The 18367-nt window shown below is 62.3% G+C and carries 16 protein-coding genes; 9 read left to right on the top strand and 7 right to left on the bottom strand.

Features of this window, described 5'->3' with window-relative positions; all coding sequences use genetic code 11:
* Positions 1-11 precede the first annotated feature (11 nt).
* Entirely contained in the window at positions 12-500 is a 489-nt protein-coding gene (locus ACWGXF_RS04265) for an RNA recognition motif domain-containing protein (protein ID WP_003066850.1), read from the bottom strand.
* Between the two features lie 240 nt (positions 501-740).
* A complete protein-coding gene (locus ACWGXF_RS04260; RefSeq protein ID WP_003066853.1) occupies positions 741-1127 on the bottom strand; it encodes an RNA recognition motif domain-containing protein in 387 nt (128 codons plus the stop codon).
* A 494-nt stretch (positions 1128-1621) separates the two neighbouring features.
* Here ACWGXF_RS04260 and ACWGXF_RS04255 point away from each other — a divergent pair, with 494 nt between their 5' ends.
* From ACWGXF_RS04255 to ACWGXF_RS04230, 6 genes are all read left to right on the top strand, one after another.
* Entirely contained in the window at positions 1622-2191 is a 570-nt protein-coding gene (locus ACWGXF_RS04255) for a TMEM165/GDT1 family protein (RefSeq protein ID WP_034406527.1), read from the top strand.
* A 217-nt stretch (positions 2192-2408) separates the two neighbouring features.
* Positions 2409-3617: a homoserine O-succinyltransferase MetX gene (gene metX / locus ACWGXF_RS04250; protein WP_087865774.1), complete on the top strand. Its 1209-nt coding sequence runs from the start codon at positions 2409-2411 to the stop codon at positions 3615-3617.
* The gene (metW, locus tag ACWGXF_RS04245; protein ID WP_003066861.1) at positions 3614-4198 is read left to right on the top strand and encodes a methionine biosynthesis protein MetW; all 585 of its coding nucleotides are present in this window, start codon (positions 3614-3616) and stop codon (positions 4196-4198) included. The genes metX and metW overlap by 4 nt, the downstream gene beginning before the upstream one ends.
* A gap of 298 nt (positions 4199-4496) precedes the next feature.
* Positions 4497-5981 carry a methyl-accepting chemotaxis protein gene (locus ACWGXF_RS04240; protein WP_452101698.1) on the top strand — a complete coding sequence of 495 codons (1485 nt, stop codon included), beginning with the start codon at positions 4497-4499 and terminating at the stop codon, positions 5979-5981.
* A gap of 111 nt (positions 5982-6092) precedes the next feature.
* Positions 6093-7586 (top strand): M20 family metallopeptidase, encoded by a 1494-nt coding sequence (locus ACWGXF_RS04235; RefSeq protein WP_452101697.1) that lies wholly within the window; start codon positions 6093-6095, stop codon positions 7584-7586.
* A gap of 166 nt (positions 7587-7752) precedes the next feature.
* Entirely contained in the window at positions 7753-8631 is an 879-nt protein-coding gene (locus ACWGXF_RS04230; RefSeq protein WP_256629235.1) for an alpha/beta hydrolase, read from the top strand.
* Here the strand turns inward: ACWGXF_RS04230 and ACWGXF_RS04225 are convergent, their stop codons facing one another.
* The 3 genes from ACWGXF_RS04225 to ACWGXF_RS04215 all read right to left on the bottom strand — a co-directional run bounded on the left by ACWGXF_RS04225 (position 8632) and on the right by ACWGXF_RS04215 (position 11384).
* A complete protein-coding gene (locus ACWGXF_RS04225; protein WP_003066875.1) occupies positions 8632-9366 on the bottom strand; it encodes an SOS response-associated peptidase in 735 nt (244 codons plus the stop codon).
* A 4-nt stretch (positions 9367-9370) separates the two neighbouring features.
* Positions 9371-10111, bottom strand: coding sequence for a 16S rRNA (uracil(1498)-N(3))-methyltransferase (locus ACWGXF_RS04220; RefSeq protein ID WP_256629233.1), 741 nt, complete (start codon positions 10109-10111; stop codon positions 9371-9373).
* A gap of 166 nt (positions 10112-10277) precedes the next feature.
* Complete coding sequence (locus tag ACWGXF_RS04215; RefSeq protein ID WP_256629231.1) at positions 10278-11384, bottom strand: aminoglycoside phosphotransferase family protein; 1107 nt, start codon at positions 11382-11384, stop codon at positions 10278-10280.
* Positions 11385-11627: 243 nt separating this feature from the next.
* Between ACWGXF_RS04215 and ACWGXF_RS04210 the strand changes: the two genes are divergently transcribed.
* The 3 genes from ACWGXF_RS04210 (at position 11628) to rsmA (ending at position 16280) form a co-directional block, all read left to right on the top strand.
* Positions 11628-13973, top strand: coding sequence for an LPS-assembly protein LptD (locus ACWGXF_RS04210; RefSeq protein WP_452101710.1), 2346 nt, complete (start codon positions 11628-11630; stop codon positions 13971-13973).
* 14 nt (positions 13974-13987) lie between these two features.
* Complete coding sequence (locus tag ACWGXF_RS04205) at positions 13988-15415, top strand: peptidylprolyl isomerase (RefSeq protein WP_256629229.1); 1428 nt, start codon at positions 13988-13990, stop codon at positions 15413-15415.
* Positions 15416-15518: 103 nt separating this feature from the next.
* On the top strand, positions 15519-16280 hold the full coding sequence (gene rsmA / locus ACWGXF_RS04200; protein WP_003072305.1) for a 16S rRNA (adenine(1518)-N(6)/adenine(1519)-N(6))-dimethyltransferase RsmA: 762 nt from the start codon (positions 15519-15521) through the stop codon (positions 16278-16280).
* A gap of 62 nt (positions 16281-16342) precedes the next feature.
* Here rsmA and ACWGXF_RS04195 read toward each other — a convergent pair whose 3' ends face one another.
* Positions 16343-17698, bottom strand: a complete 1356-nt coding sequence (locus tag ACWGXF_RS04195) for an aminotransferase class III-fold pyridoxal phosphate-dependent enzyme (RefSeq protein ID WP_452101696.1) — start codon at positions 17696-17698, stop codon at positions 16343-16345.
* A gap of 337 nt (positions 17699-18035) precedes the next feature.
* Positions 18036-18290: a DUF2061 domain-containing protein gene (locus ACWGXF_RS04190; RefSeq protein WP_019042669.1), complete on the bottom strand. Its 255-nt coding sequence runs from the start codon at positions 18288-18290 to the stop codon at positions 18036-18038.
* Between the last annotated feature and the right edge of the window lie 77 nt (positions 18291-18367).

Here is an 18367-nt window from a genome sequence, read left to right as displayed (position 1 = left end):
TTAAAAGAAGCTCATTCGCCGTGGTTATTGCCACCACCGTAGCCGCCGCGACCACCGTGGCGTGGGCCTGAGCCATAGGGGCTGCGGAAGCCGCCTTCGCCGCGACCACCACCGCCATAGCCACCGCCATCACCGCGACCATAGCCACCACCTTCACTGCGGCCACCGTAACCGCCATCGCGATTACCGCCGCCAAAACCGCCTTCACTGCGGAAGCCGCCTCCATAACCGCCGGAGCGAGGGGGGCGGGGTTCCATAGGGCGTGCCTCATTCACGACGAGGCTGCGACCCCCGAGGGGCTGACCATTCATGCCTTGAATGGCGGCTTGTGCTTCTGCTTCGCTGGCCATTTCCACAAAACCAAAGCCTTTGGAGCGGCCGGTGTCTCGTTCCATCATGACGCGTGCACTTGCTACGGCTCCAAACTGGCTGAACGCCTGCTCAAGATCGTTGTCACGCACACCATAAGGAAGGTTGCCGACATACAGCTTATTGCCCATTAATAACTCCTAGCTCCTCAATGCTTCAATGGCGCGATCGAATTCAGGACGTCCACTGCATATCCATGGGAAAACATGCAAAAAATCCTGAACACCTATTCGCTTGTGAACGGGAAATGCCCGAGAAAGGAATTATGACGGAGAACAATGAAAAAAATAAATGCTCGAAAACCGCATTGCTAACGTTTAGCAACAAAAAAAGGATCCGAAGATCCTTTTTTTGTTATTGGCAATAACTGATTAGTAGCTATTGCGACGGCCGTAGCCTCCGTCGCCACGGCCACCGCCGAAGCCGCCGTCACCACGGCCACCGCCAAAACCACCTTCACGACCGCCGCCGAAGCCGCCGCCGAAGCCGCCGGAGCGGGGAGGACGAGGCTCCATGGGGCGTGCTTCGTTCACGACCAGATCACGGCCGCCACGGTTTTGGCCGTGCAGGCCTTGGATAGCGGCTTGTGCTTCGGCATCGCTGCCCATTTCCACAAAGCCAAAGCCCTTGGAGCGGCCGGTGTCGCGCTCCATCATCACCTTGGCGCTGTTCACAGTGCCGAATTCGCTGAAGCTGTCTTGCAGATCTTGGTCGCGGAAGGAATAAGGCAGATTGCCTACGTAAAGCTTGTTGCCCATGCTGGACTCCTGAAAAAACTTGAAAACGCGATGGAGCCCTAGGGAGTCAGCCTTGGATGACAACATTAGAGACGCTAACGCACTTGCCCCATCCAGAAATTGCTTTCCAGACAAAGACTCAAGCATTATGAGTCACAAGAGAAGCCGTAGTATTACGAAAAGATCAAATTTCGTGCTTGTAACAACATTGTCCTGATGGGAGTTACCCTGAAATACAAAATTTTGAATATCCAAATACGCAGATGTCTTACAGGGTTAAGCATGTAGAATGACGGCTACTTTCTTTGGGGAGTAGGCCGTTCGGCAGCCGTCTGCCGGATGCATGCGTCAACAGACTTGGGTCCTCGTGACCTATGGCGCATGCGGTACCGCGTGCAATGCGTGGTGCGACCGGTCGAGACCATTGATTACGTACCGAGAAAACCTATGAAGAGATAGGCCGGAGTCGGTGCGTGGTCAATGCGTTCTGGCAACTCCGGCCGTCTATCCCCATCATGGAAGCCTTTCTCATATCCACCTCCATCGTCGCCCTGGCCGAAATGGGGGACAAGACCCAACTGCTGTCATTGGTACTGGCAGCCAAGTTCCGCAAACCACTGCCCATCGTGGCCGGCATTTTTGCCGCGACGCTGGTCAACCATGCTCTGGCCGGCGCCGTGGGCAACTGGATCACCACGATGCTAGGTCCCGACGTGCTGCGCTGGATCTTGGGGGGTTCATTCATCCTCATGGCGGGCTGGATGCTGATTCCCGACAAGTTAGATGATGACGATACCGGCAATGGCGCCGGGCGTTGGGGTGTCTTCGGTACGACGCTGATGCTGTTCTTCCTGGCCGAGATGGGGGACAAGACCCAACTGGCCACGGTGGGCCTGGCCGCCAAGTACCCTCTGTCGTATTACTGGGTGGTGGCTGGCACCACGCTGGGCATGATGCTGGCCAATGCACCGGTGGTGTGGTTTGGCGAGAAGATCACCAAGAAGCTGCCGATCAAGACGATTCACCGTGTGTGCGCCGTGATCTTCCTGGTGCTGGGTGTGGCGGCGCTCCTGACCAAAGTGTGAAACTACCGAAAGCATAGCTATTTGCACAAGGCTCAAAAGGCTTGGACAGCTTTGACAGTCTGCTTTTGAGTTCGGTGCAATGAATGCAGTACACTGCACTTTTCACGCGCCGATTTGCCAAAGCTTGCGGGCGCTTTATAAATCCAGCTAAAGACCCGTCCGCGAAGTGACAGCACACCGACCCGGCCTCGTTTTTAGCGATGCCGGGTTTTTTCATATGTCCTTCATCGCGACACCTCAGTTCATGCATTTTGATGAGCCGCTGCCCTTGCAGAGCGGTGGCTCCATCGCCGACTACGATCTTGCCTTCGAGACCTATGGCCAGCTCAATGCCGACAAGAGCAATGCCATCGTGGTCTGTCATGCGCTCAATGCCTCCCACCATGTAGCAGGCAGTTACGAGGGCCAGCCCAAGAGCGAGGGCTGGTGGGACAACATGATCGGTCCGGGCAAGCCCGTCGATACCGACAAGTTCTTTGTCATCGGCATCAACAATCTGGGCTCCTGCTTCGGCTCTACCGGCCCCATGCACACCAACTCGGCCACGGGCAAGCCCTATGGTGCGGATTTCCCCGTGGTGACGGTGGAGGACTGGGTGGATGCGCAGGCGCGTCTGCTGGACCGCCTGGGGGTCGGGAAGCTCGCCGCCGTGCTGGGCGGCAGCCTGGGCGGCATGCAGGCCCTGTCCTGGTCGCTGCGCTATCCCGAGCGCATGCGCCATGCCGTGGTGGTGGCCAGCGCGCCGAATCTCAACGCCGAGAACATTGCCTTCAACGAGGTGGCGCGTCGCGCCATCGTCACCGACCCGGATTTCAACGGCGGCCATTTCTATGAGCATGGCGTGGTGCCCGCGCGCGGCCTGCGCATCGCGCGCATGATAGGCCACATCACCTATCTGAGCGATGACGTGATGAACCAGAAGTTCGGCCGCAGTCTCAGGGCCCCCGCGCTCCTCGCCGAGGGGGGCGACCCGACTCGGGGCGGCCCGGCGCCGGAGCGGCGCGATTACCTGTACAGCACCCAGGATGTGGAGTTCCAGATCGAGAGCTATCTGCGCTACCAGGGCGAGAAGTTCAGCGGCTACTTTGACGCCAACACCTATCTGCTCATCACGCGCGCACTGGACTATTTCGATCCGGCGCGCGCTCATGACGGCGATCTGACCCGGGCGCTGGCCGTGGCCAAGGCCCGGTTTCTGCTCGTGAGCTTCACGACGGACTGGCGCTTCGCACCGGCGCGCAGCCGAGAGATCGTCAAGTCGCTGCTGGAGAACAACCGCGACGTCAGCTATGCCGAGATCGACGCCCCCCATGGTCATGATGCGTTTTTGCTTGATGACCCACGCTATATGGGCGTGATGCGCTCCTATTTTGAAGGCATTGCCAAAGAACTGAACACCGCCGAACGCGCAGGAGAAGCCGCATGACCGAGTTGACCACCATGAAAGCCATTGCCCAGTTGGTGCCCGAGGGCGCACGCGTGCTGGACCTGGGTTGTGGCGACGGCGCGCTGCTCGAGCATCTGGTGCGAGAGCGCGGATGTACGGGCTATGGCGTGGAACTGGACGACGCCAATGTGCTGGCCTGCACGCGCCGTGGCGTGAACGTGCTGCAGCTCAACCTGGAGGACGGCCTGGCCATCTTCGGCGACAACAGCTTCGATGTGGTGCTGCAGATCGATACGCTGCAGCATTTGCGCAATGCCGAGGTGATGCTGCAGGAGACGGCCCGCATCGGCAAGCAAGGCGTGGTTGCCTTTCCCAACTTTGCACATTGGCAAAATCGCTTCTCCGTGCTGCGCGGGCGCATGCCGGTCACGCGTCGCCTGCCTTACCAGTGGTATGACACGCCGAATATCCGGGTGGGCACCTACAAGGACTTCGAGGTGCTGGCCACCAAGAACCGCTTGCGCATTCGCGACTCCTTCGGTCTGCAAAACGGTCAGGTGGTGAGGAGCCTGCCCAATCTGTTGGCGACAACGGCGGTGTTCCACTTCGAGCATGCCTGATTGCTGCTCTTGAAACAGTAGCTAATTACGATTCATTGGCAATGAATCGGGTATTGATTCACATCGAATTCATTGTCTGACACGAGCCGGAAGCTCTTAAATCTGAGAGGGCAGCACTCCTGCGACAAAGCGGTACTGCTGCTACCGCGATGCAAAAATGTAAGCATTTGATTCATAATCAACTGCTTATTTTTTTGATCTGAATCAATGCGCCGACGCTTCGGCTGGTGCGCGCCTTGCCATGCGTTTTAGTTCCCGTCTCATTTTTTGCTCGGCTGCACCTGCAGCCTTGTTTGTTTTGGCGCTGCTTAGCAGCCAGTGGGGGCTGACCCGCACACAGTCCGATTTCAACGACTACCTGAGGAACAACCAAGCCGTGGTGGCTCAGTTGCAGGAGCTGTATGCCCAGGGTCTGCAATCGGGCCAGGCACTGCGCAATATCGTGATGGATCCGTCGGACGGGCAGGCCGTGCAGAACCTGGGCAATGCCCGTCGGGCCTATGACGCCGCCTATGACGATCTGAGCCGGCGCGTGCAGGGAACGGCCATGGAAGTCGCCGTCAAGAGCCTGCAGGCCTTGCGCCAGGCCCAGTCCGAAGCGCAGGACCAGATCGTGACTCTGGCGGCCGAGGACTATGACACCGCCGCGGCCGCGCTCAAGACTCGGGAAACCCCGGCCTGGCGCAAGCTGCGCGAAGCCGTGCTGCAACAGCTCAAGGCGGCCCGCGATGCAGCCGAAGCATCGCATGCAGCCACCCGTGCCAGCGCCCAGCGCATGCAGCTGTGGTCGGGTCTGCTGGCCCTGCTGGCCGTGGTCATCTCGGCCACGCTGCTCTGGGTGATGGTGCGCACGCTGCGCAGCGAGTTGGGCGGAGACCCGGCCGATGCGCGCAAGGCGCTGCGCCGCGTGGCCGATGGCGATCTGACCGATGGGGGCTCGGGCAGCATGGCCGGGGGGCTGATGTCCGATCTGCAAACCATGCGCGGCGCGCTGCGCGAACTGGTCCAGCGCGTGCATGGCGCATCGGTGCAGATGCAACATGCCTCCAGCGAGATTGCTCAGGGCAATGCCGATCTGTCTGCACGTACCGAAAGCCAGGCCAGCGCGCTGGAGGAAACGGCGGCCAGCATGGAGCAGCTCAACGCCACCGTGCGCCAGAACGCCGATAGCGCCCAGACGGCCAATCGGCTGGCGCAGAACGCCTCGCAAGTGGCCCGGCAGGGCGGTGCCGCAGTAGCGCGCGTTGTGCAGACCATGCAGGACATCAACATCAGCAGCTCGCGCATTGCCGACATCATCGGCGTCATAGACGCCATCGCCTTCCAGACCAATATCCTGGCACTGAACGCGGCTGTGGAGGCTGCACGCGCTGGTGAACAGGGCCGAGGATTTGCCGTGGTGGCCAGCGAGGTGCGCGCCCTGGCGGGGCGCAGCGCCGATGCGGCCAAGGAAATCAAGACGTTGATCACTGCCAGCGTGGAACGCGTGGCAGACGGCAGTGCGCTGGCCGACCAGGCAGGTCACACCATGGACCAGATCGTCAGTGCCATTCACCGCGTGACGGACATCATGGGCGAGATCAGCGCAGCGAGTAGCGAGCAGAGCGCAGGCGTGGCCCAGGTCGGCGAGGCTGTCATGCAGATGGACCAGGCCACGCAGCAAAACGCTGCCCTGGTGGAGGAAAGCGCAGCCGCTGCCGAGGGGCTGCGCCAACAGGCAGAAAGCCTGCTGACGGAGGTTTCCCGCTTCCAATTGGAGCGGGGGGCGCTGGCATTGCGCTAAACCCTGATCGCCATGTTAATGCCTGCGGCGCAGGCACCGGCATTGGCGCACAATCACGGGCATGGCGCGGGCCCGTCATGGCTCGTAGCCCCGTCACTGAAGGAGCCGACCATGAACGCACGTACTCCCACCAATCTGCTGCAGCCACAGGACGCGCTGCAGCACATCACCGAGCAGTGGGACCAAAGCATTGTCCCCGAGCTGACGAACTACATCACCATCCCTGCCAAGTCGCCCATGTTTGCCCCCGACTGGGAGCAGCAAGGCCATATCGCCACCGTGCTGCGCAATGCTGCGGCCTGGGTGGAAGCGCAGAAGGTGGCCGGGCTGACGCTGGAAGTGATTCAGCAGCCGGGTCGCACGCCGGTCATCTTCTTTGAGGTGGAAGGTACGGCCGAGAAGGCCTCGACCAGCCCCACGGTGCTGATGTACGGCCACCTCGACAAGCAGCCCGAGTTCGAAGGCTGGCGCAGCGATCTGGGTCCCTGGACGCCCAAGTACGAGGACGGCAAGCTCTATGGCCGTGGCGGCGCCGACGACGGCTATGCGGTCTATGCCAGCGTGGCGGCGATTCAGGAGCTCAAGCGCCAGAACGTGCCTCACCCCCGCATCGTGGCCATCATCGAGACCTGCGAGGAAAGCGGCTCGGCCGATCTGCTGCCCTATGTGGATGCCTTGCGCCCGCGCCTGGGTGATGTGGGCCTGGTGATCTGTCTGGACAGCGGCGCCGGCAACTACGACCAGCTGTGGCTGACCACCAGCCTGCGCGGCATGGCCAGCGGCACGCTCAAGGTGCAGATCCTCACCGAGGGCGTGCACTCGGGCGATGCCTCGGGCGTGGTGCCCTCGTCCTTTCGCATCATGCGACAGGTGCTGGACCGTCTCGAGGACAGCAAGAACGGCCGCGTGCTGCCGCAGAGCTTTCACTGCGAGGTGCCAGACGAGCGCATGGCGCAGATCCGCGCCACGGCGGAGATCCTCGGCGAGGACGCCTATGCGCGCTTTCCCTGGGCGCATTACGACTGCGGCGGCTCGGCCCGTGTGTCCCTGCCCACGACCACCGATCCCGTCCAGGCCCTGGTGCGTCGCACCTGGGAGCCCACGCTGAGCGTGACGGGTGTGGAGGGCATGCCCAATCTGCAAAATGCCGGCAATGTGCTGCGCCCCTACACGGCCTTCAAGCTCAGCCTGCGCCTGCCGCCGCTGGTCGATGCCGCAGCCTGCGTGCAGGAGATGAAAGCCCTGCTGGAGGACAACGCGCCCTATGAGGCCAAGGTGACCTGGGAAGGCCTTTCCAGCTCCAGCGGCTGGAATGCGCCGGGCATGGACGGCTGGTTCGAGCATGCGCTCAATGCCGCCAGCCAGGCCCATTTCGGCGCCGGCTGCGGCTATATCGGCCAGGGTGGCACGATTCCGCTGATGAATATGCTGAGCAAGGGCTTTCCCAAGGCGCAGATGATGGTCTGCGGCGTGCTCGGACCCAAGAGCAATGCCCACGGTCCCAACGAGTTCCTCCATGTACCCTATGCCAAGAAGCTCACGGCGTCGGTGGCTGAGGTGATTGCCGCCATGGCCCGCCATCAGACGGAGGCGGATCAGGCCTGATCGCGGCATTGAAAATAGCTGCCGACGCTTTTCCAGAAAGCGCCGGAAGCTATCCTTTTGGTGGCGATAGTGTTGAATTCCCAGGGGCGGGCCGAGGATTGCCACGGTTGACGCGGGCGGGGGGCGGCTGCATCCTGCAAGCTCTTGCCAGCTGAAGAGACCGTGCATGACGCCTACCGATACCCGTACCCAGACGACGCCCCGGCTGCTGCATATGGCCGCATCGGACGCCACCCAGCTTGCGCTGCGCGACTGGCCGCTGGCGCCGGGCGTCAAGCCCCGTGCCCAGGTGCTGCTGGTGCATGGCCTGGGCGAGCACAGCGGCTGCTATGCCGCGCTGGCGCAGCGGCTCAACGAGCTCGGCTTTGCGGTGCGGGCCTATGACCAGTATGGCCACGGCTTGTCGGGCGGGCCGCAGGGCGGCCTGACCAGCGATATGCGCTTGCTCGACGATCTGGCCGTGGTGCTCGATGCCACGCGTGCTGCCATGCCCAGGCATCAGCCCCTGGTGCTGTTGGGGCACAGCCTGGGTGGACTGGTAGCTGCGGATTTTGTCGCGTCCGGCCTGCGTCATGTGGATGGGCTGGTGCTGTCCTCGCCGGCGCTGGCCCTGCATCTGTCGGGTGTGCAGAAGGCGCTGGTGGCGAGCCTGCCCAGGCTGCTGCCCAATCTGCGCGTGGCCAATGGCGTGCAGTCCGCGCATCTCTCGCATGATCCGGATGTGGCTCTGGCCTATGACGCCGATGCACTGCAACACCGGCGCATCAGCGCCCGGCTGGCGCGCTATATGGCCGAGGGTGGCCGCCATGTGCTGTCCAAGGCCACGGCCTGGTGCGTGCCCACGCTGCTGCTATGGGCGGGCGAGGACAAGCTGGTCAACCCGGCCGGCAGCGCCGCCTTTGCCGCCCAGGCGCCACGCGATCTGGTGCAGTCCCAGTGCTTTGAGGAGGCCTATCACGAGATCTTCAACGAGAGCCCCGAACTTGCCGCGCCGGTTTTTGCGCGGCTTGAGCAGTGGCTGGAACAGCAGTTTCCAGCCCCCTGATTACCACTGCTGTGGCGGCTGCTTGCGGCCTTTTTCCACGGGGTTGGCACGCAGTTTTTCCGCAGGGTAGGGGCGCAGAAACTCCTTGGCCTTGTTCACCTTGGCATTGAGCCAGGCGTCGTATGCGCCTTCGTTAAGGATGGCCGGCATGGCCTTGTCGTTGCCGGGCTGGCCGTAGCGGTTCATCAGCGCATGGGCATTGGCATTGATGGTGATGAGGGCGTAGCTGACGATGACCTCGCCGTCCTCGCCCACCCAGCGCGCCCAGACGCCGGCGGCGCCCATGGGCTGGTTGTCCACGCGGGTGATACGGGTCGGCAGGGGCTTGCCGGGGCGCAGGTCGTCGACCTGAAAGGCCTGCAGCGGCACGATGCAGCGCTGGCCTGCCAGCCAGGCATCGCGAAAGGCCGTTCCCGTGGTCAGATTGTCGATTTTTGCATTCACCAGCTTGAGCGCGCGCAGGCGGCCGTCCGAGGCCGATTTGACCCAGTGCGGCACCAGACCGAAGCTGGCCGGCACCAGCAGCCGTTCCACCGGCAGTGCGGGTGCTCCTTCTTCAGGAGCTGTAAACGTACGTCCCAAGAGCGTTGCAGAGGACTCTGTGGCAGCGTTGATGATGATGCAGCCGAGGCGGCGCGGGGTGATGATGCTTTCGGGCCTGGGCTCGGGAGCCTCAACGCGAAAGTTCTGCAGATAAAACTCGGGCTTGGCCAGAGAGAGATGACAGCTGCTCATTGATTTACTCCAGGGCCAGCAGGGACAGGGCGGCAACAGATGCCGTTTCAGCGCGCAGCACGCGGGAGCCGAGGCTGGCAGGCTTCCAGCCCTGCTCCAGTGCCCAGTCTTCTTCCTGGGCGGTCAGGCCCCCTTCGGGGCCATGCAGCACCCATACTGCCTGAGCATCGCCGGCGGCAGTACGCAGCGGTTGATTGCCTTCGCGCAGCGACAGCACCAGACGCGTCGCATCGGTGGCAGGGGCATCCTTGCTGCGCAGCCAGTCGGCCAGCGGCAGGGGAGCGTGAATCACGGGTACCTGGTTGCGACCGCATTGCTCGCAGGCCGAGACGGCAATCGACTGCCAGCGCTCGATCTTTTTGTCGGCGCGGTCGCCCTTGAGCTTGAGCACGCTGCGCGCCGCCATCACGGGCTGGATGCTGGCGACACCCAGCTCGGTGGCTTTTTCCACCAGCCAGTCCATGCGCTCGTTGGCGGGCATGCCGACGACCAGGTGCACGGCACGTGCGGCTTCGCGCTCGGCGGGGCTGTGGCTGTCCACGCGCACGCCCACATCGCTGCGGCCCATGTGGGTGATGGTCGCCTGGAACTCGCCGCCGGTAAAACCGTTGCCGGTCTGGCCCTCAAACAGGGTGATGACATCGCCGGGCTGGTGGCGCAGCACCTGCACATGGCGGGCGGCACCTGCAGGCAGGTCCAGCTCGTTGCCGATGTACAGTGGAATAGGGCAGTGATAGCGCGGCATAGGGGAAATTGATATTTGTTACTTGCGGTTAGAGCTGCTTCGCAGCCTGTAAAACTGGCACCCTCTAACCTAGGGACACCGCGCAAGGGCCGCCCCGCAGCACTGGTGTCGTCCCCCTCCGCGAAGCAGAGAGGGGGGAAGCCGCAAAGCGGCTCAGGGGGGGTGTTCACATCCGCCCGTAGGCGTAACCGACCTGCGTCTGGATACCCTCGATCTCGTCGATCAATTTAAGGAACGGGCCCAGCGCGCGGTAGCGGTTGCAGGTGGATCGGATGTAGTGGATGAAACGAGGCGCATCGGCCAGATACTTGGGCTTGCCGTCGCGCAGCGTCAGGCGCGCAAAGATACCCGCAACCTTGAGGTGGCGCTGCAGACCCATCCATTCAACCCCACGGTAGAACTCGCCGAAGTCATCACCCCAGCCGCTGGTGCTGTTGGCGCCCAACAGGCCGGCCTTGCGGGCCTTTTCCCAGTAACGGATGGTGATGTCGATGATGAAGTCCTCTTCCCAGCTGATGAAGGCATCTCGCAGCAGGCTGGCGATGTCATAGGTGATGGGGCCGTAGACGGCATCCTGGAAGTCCAGCACGCCCAGCGGCGCGCCGCTTGCCACAGGCTGCATCAGGTTGCGCATCATGAAGTCACGGTGCACATAGACGCTGGGAGCCTGCAGATTGTGGGCGACGATCTGATCGAAGGTCTTGCCGAGCAGGGCCTGCTGCTTGTCGTCCAGCGTGAACTGGCGGTGCTTGGCGATGTACCAGTCGGGAAACAGCTGCAGCTCGCGGCGCAGCAGGGCCTCGTCATAGAGAGGCAAGCTGCCGGTATTGCCGGCCTTGGAGGCCAGTTGCCAGTCCAGCAGCACCTCGATGGCCGAGCGGTACCAGGCTTCGGCATCCTGGGGTTTTTCGGGGTTCAGAGCCTCGATGACGGTCTGGCCGCCCAGGTCGCTGAGCAGCATGAAGCCATGAACGGCATCCCAGTCCAGGATCTGCGGCACGCACAGGCCGGCCTGGTTCATCAGGCCCTGAACCTTGGCAAAAGGCGCGCAATCTTCCTTGTCTGGCGGCGCGTCCATGACGATCAGGCTGCTTCCATCGCTGCGATCCAGGCGCAGATAGCGGCGAAAGCTCGCATCGGCCGAAGCGGGGCGCAGGGTTGCGGGAAGCAACTGGTGCTTTTGAGCCAGCGGTGCCAGCCAGGCGTCGAATGCGGCGTGGCGGGCAGAATCTGCCCAGGCAACGCCAACTGTGGGGGTGATAGGAGCGGTCATGGATAATCGGATTTTACAAACCGATGCCGCCGCATCTGTGGACAGTGGTGCTAGGCTCTCGGTTTTATGTTGACGTGTGCCAGGGCACGCGCGCTTTTGACGTTCAAGATCATCGTGCAATCCCCATCCCATCCGCGAGATTTCCTACCTGCCTGCCCTGCCCGTTCGACGCGTGCGGGAGCTGCTCGGCCGGTGATTCGTCCTCTGGCATGGGCTGTGGCACTGGCATGGGCGGGTGCTGGCATGCAGGCCTATGCCCAGTCGGCCGAAACGACAGCGTCGTCCTCCGCCAACGTTGCGGGCGAGTTGCCAGCCCTGGAACTCAAGTCCAGCAGCCTGTTACAGGAGAGCTATCCTCAGGAAGTGCGCGACCAGCAGCCCAGCTATATCAAAGGTGACAGCCTGTCCGGTCAGCCCGATATCAAGGCCTCGGTCCATGGCGATGCCGAGTTGCGCCGCGGCGACACCATGATCCGAGCGGACAAGCTCGACTATGCGGTGCCGGACGACAGGATCAACGCCGTGGGCTCGGTCCACATCAACCAGGCCGGCAATGTCTATGAGGGAACAGCGCTGGACCTGCAGATGGATGCCTTCAAGGGCCAGTTCGACAATGCCAACTATCGCTTTCTGGCCACGGGCGGCCATGGCGAGTCCTCGCGAGTGGATTTCATCGACAAGGATCGTTCGGTCGTCCATGACGCCACCTACACCACTTGTCAGCGCGATGACGAGGCCAGCTGGGAGCCGAGCTGGGTGCTTAAGGCCAGGACCATTCATCTGGACATGGATGAAGAGGTGGGCGTGGCCGAAGGCGCCAGATTGCAGTTCAAGGGTGTGACCGTTCTGCCCGTGCCGCGCATGAGCTTTCCGCTCTCGGACAAGCGCAAATCGGGCCTGCTGCCGCCCATGATAGGCATGGACAAGCTTGGCGGCATCGAGTACTCGCAGCCTTATTACTGGAATATCGCACCCAATCGCGATATGACCATCACGCCCTCGCTGATGACCAAGCGCGGTGTGAACCTGACGGGACAGTTCCGCTATCTGGAGCCCAGCTACTCGGGCGAGACCTATGCCAGCTACATGCCGGGCGACAATCTGCGCAACCGCGATCGCTGGGGCTACTCCTGGCAGCATCGTACGAACTTCAGCACGCCGATTGGCGGTCTGGGGCTGAGCCTCAATCTGAACCGCGTCAGCGACGGTGATTACTGGCGCGACTTCCGCCTGGCTCCCGTGGCGCTGCGCCAGCGCCTGCTGCCCAGCACGGCCAATCTGAGCTGGGCCAAGGGCGATGGGGTGCTGAGCCTCAATGTGCTGCGCTATCAGGTGCAGCAGGATGTGACTTCGCCGATTGCGCCGCCCTACAGTGTGGTGCCGCAGCTGCAGTACCGCTATACGCCGCTGGACCTGCCGCATGGGCTGGATTTCTCCGTGGTGGCCGACACCACACGCTTCGAGCTGATTCGCCCCATCACGGGTCAGGTCGGCAACAATGGCCAGCGTAGCTATGTGCAGGCGCAACTGAGCCGGCCATTTCTGTCTCCCGGCGCCTTCATCACGCCCAAGCTGATGTTGCATACCTCCATGTATCAGGCCGATCAGCTGATGAGCAACGGCAGCAAGAGCGCCAACCGCACTCTGCCCACCTTCAGCCTGGACAGCGGCCTGATCTTCGAGCGCGACACCTCCTGGTTCGGCAAGAATCTGTTGCAGACCTTCGAACCCCGAGCCTTCTATACCTATACGCCCTATCGCGATCAGAGCATGCTGCCGCTCTACGATACGGGTCGCAGCGATTTCAACTTCGCGAGTATTTTTTCCGAGAACGACTATGTCGGTCAGGACCGCATTGCCGACAACCATCTGATGACGCTGGGCGCGACCTCACGCTTCATCGACCCCGAAAGCGGTGCGGAAAAGCTCAAGCTCGCCGTGGCCCAGCGCGTTCGCCTGTCCGATCAGCGCGTGCTGCTGCCCGGTGAGGTGGCTGCTACCAGCAAGCTGTCCGATATCCTGCTGGGTGCGGCTTTCAACTGGACCGACAAGTGGTCGCTGGAAGGCACGACCCAGTACAACAAGGACTTGAATCGCACGGTGCGTACCACGGCCACGGCGCGTTACAGCCCGGGCAACTATCGCACCTTCAACATCGGTTACCGCACGCAGCTGGATACGGTCACCAAGAAACCCTCCAGCGAACTGGTGGACGTGGGCTGGCAATGGCCCATCAACGACCTCTGGGGCGACAAGGGCAAGGAACTGGGCGCCGGTCGCGGCCAGGGCGGTGGCCGCTGGTATGCCGTGGGTCGCCTCAACTACTCCATCAAGGACAACAAGCTGGTGGATACCGTGGTCGGCCTGGAATACGACGGTTGCTGCTGGATTGGCCGTGTGGTGCTGGAACGCCTGCAAAGCTCGGTCATCCAGTCGAATCTGCGTCTGCTGTTCCAGATGGAGTTCGTGGGCTTCTCGCGCCTGAGTTTTGGTGCCGATCCCACCTCCAGCCTCAAGCAGAATGTGCCGCGCTATCAATATTTGCGTGAGGCGGTGACTCCGCCCAGCCGCTTTACCAATTACGATTAATCAAGGCTTTTTTCATGCGTTTTTTCTCCAAGACATCCAATGCATGTGCTGTTGCCGTGGCACTGGCTGTAATGGCTGCCGGTGTGCAGGCCCAGGGCCTGAAGAGCCTCGGCAGCAAGGCCAAGGCTGGCAATGACTCCTCCATCTCGCGCGCATTGGAGGCGACGGCCCAGCCCTCGGGGCGCCAGGCTCCGGTAGCTGCACAGGGTGTTCGCTCGGCCGATTACATCGTGGCCGTGGTCAATTCCGAACCCATCACCAATAACGAAGTGCGTGCGCGCATGGAGCGCGTTGCGCAGAATGTGACCGAGCAGGGCGGGCAGTTGCCGTCCCAGAGAGAGCTGGCCCGCCAGGTTCTGGAGCGCCTGATTGTCGAGCGTGTGCAGTTGCAGGAAGCCAAGGACACGGGCATCAACATTGACAACATGACGGTCGATCAGGCCGTGGCCAATGTGGCGCGCCAGAACAATACCGACAAGGCCGGCCTGGTGTCGCGCCTGAAGGCCGAAGGGATTTCCGAAGCGCAGTTCCGTTCGGAGATTCGCAACCAGATGCTGATGCAGCGTGTGCGCGAGCGTGATGTGGACGGTCGCGTCAAGGTCGGGGAAGCAGACATCGATCGCTATCTCAAGGACCAGAAGCGCCCAGGCGATGCGGCTGCGGGTGCCGCAGCCAATCTGGGCCACATCCTGATCACCGTGCCTGAAAACGCCAGCCCTGCCGTGGTGGCGGAGCGCGAGGCCAAGGCCAAGCAGGCGGCAGAAGCCGCTCGCAAGAACCCCGACTTCATCGCTGCCGTGCGCGAGTTTTCGGATGTCCCCAACGGTCAGGGTGGCGGCGCCATGGGCATGCGCCCCATGAGCGATTACCCCGAGCTGTTTTCTCAGCAGGTGGGCAATTCGGCAGTCGGTGCCATCGTCGGTCCGTTTCGTTCGGGCGCTGGTTTCCACGTGCTCAAGGTGCTGGAAAAATCTCAGGCCGGAGCACCTGTATACATCACTCAGAACCACGCCCGCCATATTCTGCTGACCGTAGGCGATGGCATGACCGAAGCCCAGGCGGCCAAGCGTCTGGAGGACTACAAGCGTCGTGTGGAAGCCGGTCAGGCCACCTTCCAGCAACTGGCCCAGGAGTTCTCCAAGGACGGCAGCGCGCGCAACGGCGGTGATCTGGGCTGGTCCTCGCCCGGCCAGTTCGTGCCCGAGTTCGAACGCGTGCTCGACAACCTGCAGCCGGGCCAGATCAGCAACCCCGTGGTGTCGCGTTTCGGCGTGCACCTGATCCAGCTGATCGAGCGCCGCCAGGAAAAGCTCACCGAGCGCGAGCAGCGCGAAATGGTGCGCAACGTGGTGCGCGAGCGCAAGGCCGAGCAGGACTACGAAACCTGGCTCAAGGAGCTGCGCGGCAAGGCCTTTGTGGAATACCGCGAGCCACCCCAATAAGCCCATTCAATCCGCTTGAAGTGCCCGGTAGTGTCATCATTGCGCACCGGGCATCGGAGCTCCCCCTCATTCCAAGCGGTGCCCAGGCACCGCTTTCGCATTCATGAAACATATTCCCCGCAAGCGCTTCGGCCAGAATTTCCTGACCGACGGCGCCATCATCGACAACATCGTCCAGGCCATCGACCCCAAGGCGGGCGAACCCATGGTCGAGATCGGCCCCGGCCTGATGGCGCTGTCCCAGCCCCTGGTCGAGCGCCTGGGCAAGCTCACCGTGATCGAGCTGGACCGGGACCTGGCGGCCCGTCTGCGTCTGCGCGACGATCTCGACGTAGTCGAGTCCGATGTGCTCAAGGTGGACTTCCGCGCGCTGGCTGCGCGGCTGGGCGTGGCCAAGTTGCGCGTGGTCGGCAATCTGCCCTACAACATCTCCAGCCCCATTCTTTTCCATCTGCTGGAGCAGGTGGATGTGGTGCAGGATCAGCACTTCATGCTGCAAAAAGAGGTCATAGACCGCATGGTGGCGGACGCCGGCACCTCGGCCTACGGCCGTCTGTCGGTGATGCTGCAGTGGCGCTACGCCATGGAAGATGTGCTGTTCGTGCCGCCGGGCAGCTTCAATCCGCCTCCCAAGGTCGACAGTGCCGTGGTGCGCATGATTCCGCGCGAGCAGCCTGCGGATCTCGATCCCAAGCTGCTGGAAGAGCTGGTGCAGGTCGCTTTCAGCCAGCGCCGCAAGATCCTGCGCAACACCCTGGGCAAGTGGCTGGAAGCCAAGGGCTTTGCCGGCGAGTTCGATCTGCAGCGCCGCGCGGAAGAAGTGCCTGTCGCCGAATTCGAAGCCCTGGCGGCACAGCTCTCCTGAACTTGGATAAAAAGGCTTCAATCGCTTTTGGGAAAAGCGATTGAAGCTATTGATTTAGTAGTTCAATCGGTGGCCTGCAGCGCATCGCCGAGTGCGTTAATCAGCCGCTCGATCTCGGCCTGTTCGCTGATGAAGGGCGGTGCCAGCTGAATCGTGTCGCCGCCGTAGCGCACATAGAAGCCGGCCTCCCAGCATTTCATGGCGATCTCATAAGGGCGCCTGGCGGGCTCGCCAGGCAGGGATGCAATCGTGATGCCCGCCGCCAGGCCGATATTGCGGATGTCCAGCACATGCCTGGCGTCCTTGAGGCTGTGCACGGCCTGCTCGAAGAAGGGGGCCAGCGCGCGCACGCGGCCCGGGCCGTCTTCGCGCTGCAGCAGATCCAGTGCCGCAATGGCTGCCGCGCAGGCCACGGGATGGGCCGAATAGGTATAGCCGTGGGCAAATTCCAGCATGTACTCCGGCCCGCCGGCCGCCATGAACTGCTTATAGATGGCGGGCGTGACCATGCAGGCTCCCAGCGGTTGGGCGCCGTTGCTGACCTGCTTGGCGATATTCATGATGTCCGGCGTCACGCCAAAGGCCTCGGCCGCCGTCATCGCTCCGAGGCGGCCAAAGCCCGTGATGACCTCGTCGAAGATCAGCAGGATGTCGTGCTGGGTGCAGATCTCGCGCAAACGCTGCAGATAGCCGGTGGGCGGAATCACCACCCCGCCCGAGCCCGACATGGGCTCCACGATCACGGCGGCGATATTGCTGGCGTCATGCAGGGCGATCAGATCGAGCAGCCGGTCTGCCAGGGCGCGTCCGTCTGTCTGGGGCTGGCCCTTGAAGAACGAACCGGGTGGCGGCTGGGTGTGCGGCAGATGGTCGGCTTCGACCCCTTGGCCGAACATCTTGCGGTTGCCCCCCATGCCGCCCACCGAGATGCCGCCAAAGTTCACGCCGTGATAGCCCTTCTCGCGCCCGATCAGTCGGGTCTTGCTGCCCTGGCCCCTGGCGCGCCAGTAGGCGCGCGCCATTTTCAGCGAGGTGTCGGCCGCTTCCGAGCCCGAGCCGGTGAAGAACACATGCTCAAGCCCCTGGGGCATCAGTGCCACGATGCGGTTGGCAAGCTCGAACGAGGCCGGGTGGCCGAACTGGAAGGCGGGAGCGTAATCGAGCTGCAGCGCGGCCTTGCCAATGGCCTCGGCGATCTCGCGGCGGCCATGGCCCAGCCCCGAGCACCACAGGCCCGAGAGGCCGTCGAAAATGCGCCGGCCATCGGCATCGCTGTAGTAGGCGCCCTGTGCGCCCGTGATGATGCGGGGCCTGGCCTTGAAGTTGCGGTTGCCGGTGAACGGCATCCAGTGGGCGCTCAGCCATTGTTCGTCGTGGCGCGCGAGGTCTGCGGATGTCTGGCGGTCTGCAAGCTGCATGGGAACTCCTTGGATTCCCGGCCATTGTTGGCCTTGGGCCCGGTTTGGCAAATAGCCGCAAACCCATGGGCGCGAGTCCGAATTGGCATCTTCAGCATGACTTATCCACAGTATTTTCTGATGCCGGAGAGTCAGGTTCGGATGATTTCCTGGCGTGAATGATCAGAAGCTCACAAAGAGCCTGGGATATTCAAGATTTACCCATGGCTTATCAAAAGGCTTGTGCACATGATTTCTACAGATCGCGAAGATGGCCGTTGCAGTCGCCCAGCATGGCCAGGGACTGCAGCAGCCATTGCGCAAAAGTGGTGGGGTGGTCGGCGTTCATGGACGGCTCTCAGGCGCTCAGTGCCTGTCCGGCAAGCGCTTGCTGCTCGCGTTTCTTCAGGCGGCGCTCCCAGATTTTTTCATGGAAGAAGAAGGCAAAGGCCTGGACCGTGGGCTCGAGCAGGCTCAGCGTCAGCGAAGCAATCAGATTGCCGGTCACGGCATAGGCGACGCAGGCGGCCACGGTGATGTGTATCACGTAGTAGCTGGCGGTCTTGGTCAGCGTGAGCTGGTTCTGGCGCAATGTCTTGATCAAGCGTGTCATCTGTTTCTCCCTGTGCGATGAATGAATGGTAGGGAGGATGGCGATGCATTTCCAATTGAGAATCATTACCATTGCGA

It is taken from the genome of Comamonas sp. HJ-2 (assembly GCF_053615495.1).
This window is presented reverse-complemented; position numbering and strand designations above follow the sequence as displayed.

What these genes read in the sequence shown, in the direction of transcription:
- ACWGXF_RS04195 (WP_452101696.1), bottom strand. Translation starts at nt 17,698, where the DNA reads ATGCAGCTTGCAGACCGCCAGACATCCGCAGACCTCGCGCGCCACGAC.
- ACWGXF_RS04190 (WP_019042669.1), bottom strand. Translation starts at nt 18,290, where the DNA reads ATGACACGCTTGATCAAGACATTGCGCCAGAACCAGCTCACGCTGACC.
- ACWGXF_RS04230 (WP_256629235.1), top strand. Translation starts at nt 7,753, where the DNA reads ATGACGCCTACCGATACCCGTACCCAGACGACGCCCCGGCTGCTGCAT.
- rsmA (WP_003072305.1), top strand. Translation starts at nt 15,519, where the DNA reads ATGAAACATATTCCCCGCAAGCGCTTCGGCCAGAATTTCCTGACCGAC.
- ACWGXF_RS04210 (WP_452101710.1), top strand. Translation starts at nt 11,628, where the DNA reads ATGCAGGCCTATGCCCAGTCGGCCGAAACGACAGCGTCGTCCTCCGCC.
- ACWGXF_RS04225 (WP_003066875.1), bottom strand. Translation starts at nt 9,366, where the DNA reads ATGAGCAGCTGTCATCTCTCTCTGGCCAAGCCCGAGTTTTATCTGCAG.
- ACWGXF_RS04265 (WP_003066850.1), bottom strand. Translation starts at nt 500, where the DNA reads ATGGGCAATAAGCTGTATGTCGGCAACCTTCCTTATGGTGTGCGTGAC.
- ACWGXF_RS04220 (WP_256629233.1), bottom strand. Translation starts at nt 10,111, where the DNA reads ATGCCGCGCTATCACTGCCCTATTCCACTGTACATCGGCAACGAGCTG.
- metW (WP_003066861.1), top strand. Translation starts at nt 3,614, where the DNA reads ATGACCGAGTTGACCACCATGAAAGCCATTGCCCAGTTGGTGCCCGAG.
- metX (WP_087865774.1), top strand. Translation starts at nt 2,409, where the DNA reads ATGTCCTTCATCGCGACACCTCAGTTCATGCATTTTGATGAGCCGCTG.
- ACWGXF_RS04260 (WP_003066853.1), bottom strand. Translation starts at nt 1,127, where the DNA reads ATGGGCAACAAGCTTTACGTAGGCAATCTGCCTTATTCCTTCCGCGAC.
- ACWGXF_RS04215 (WP_256629231.1), bottom strand. Translation starts at nt 11,384, where the DNA reads ATGACCGCTCCTATCACCCCCACAGTTGGCGTTGCCTGGGCAGATTCT.
- ACWGXF_RS04235 (WP_452101697.1), top strand. Translation starts at nt 6,093, where the DNA reads ATGAACGCACGTACTCCCACCAATCTGCTGCAGCCACAGGACGCGCTG.
- ACWGXF_RS04255 (WP_034406527.1), top strand. Translation starts at nt 1,622, where the DNA reads ATGGAAGCCTTTCTCATATCCACCTCCATCGTCGCCCTGGCCGAAATG.
- ACWGXF_RS04205 (WP_256629229.1), top strand. Translation starts at nt 13,988, where the DNA reads ATGCGTTTTTTCTCCAAGACATCCAATGCATGTGCTGTTGCCGTGGCA.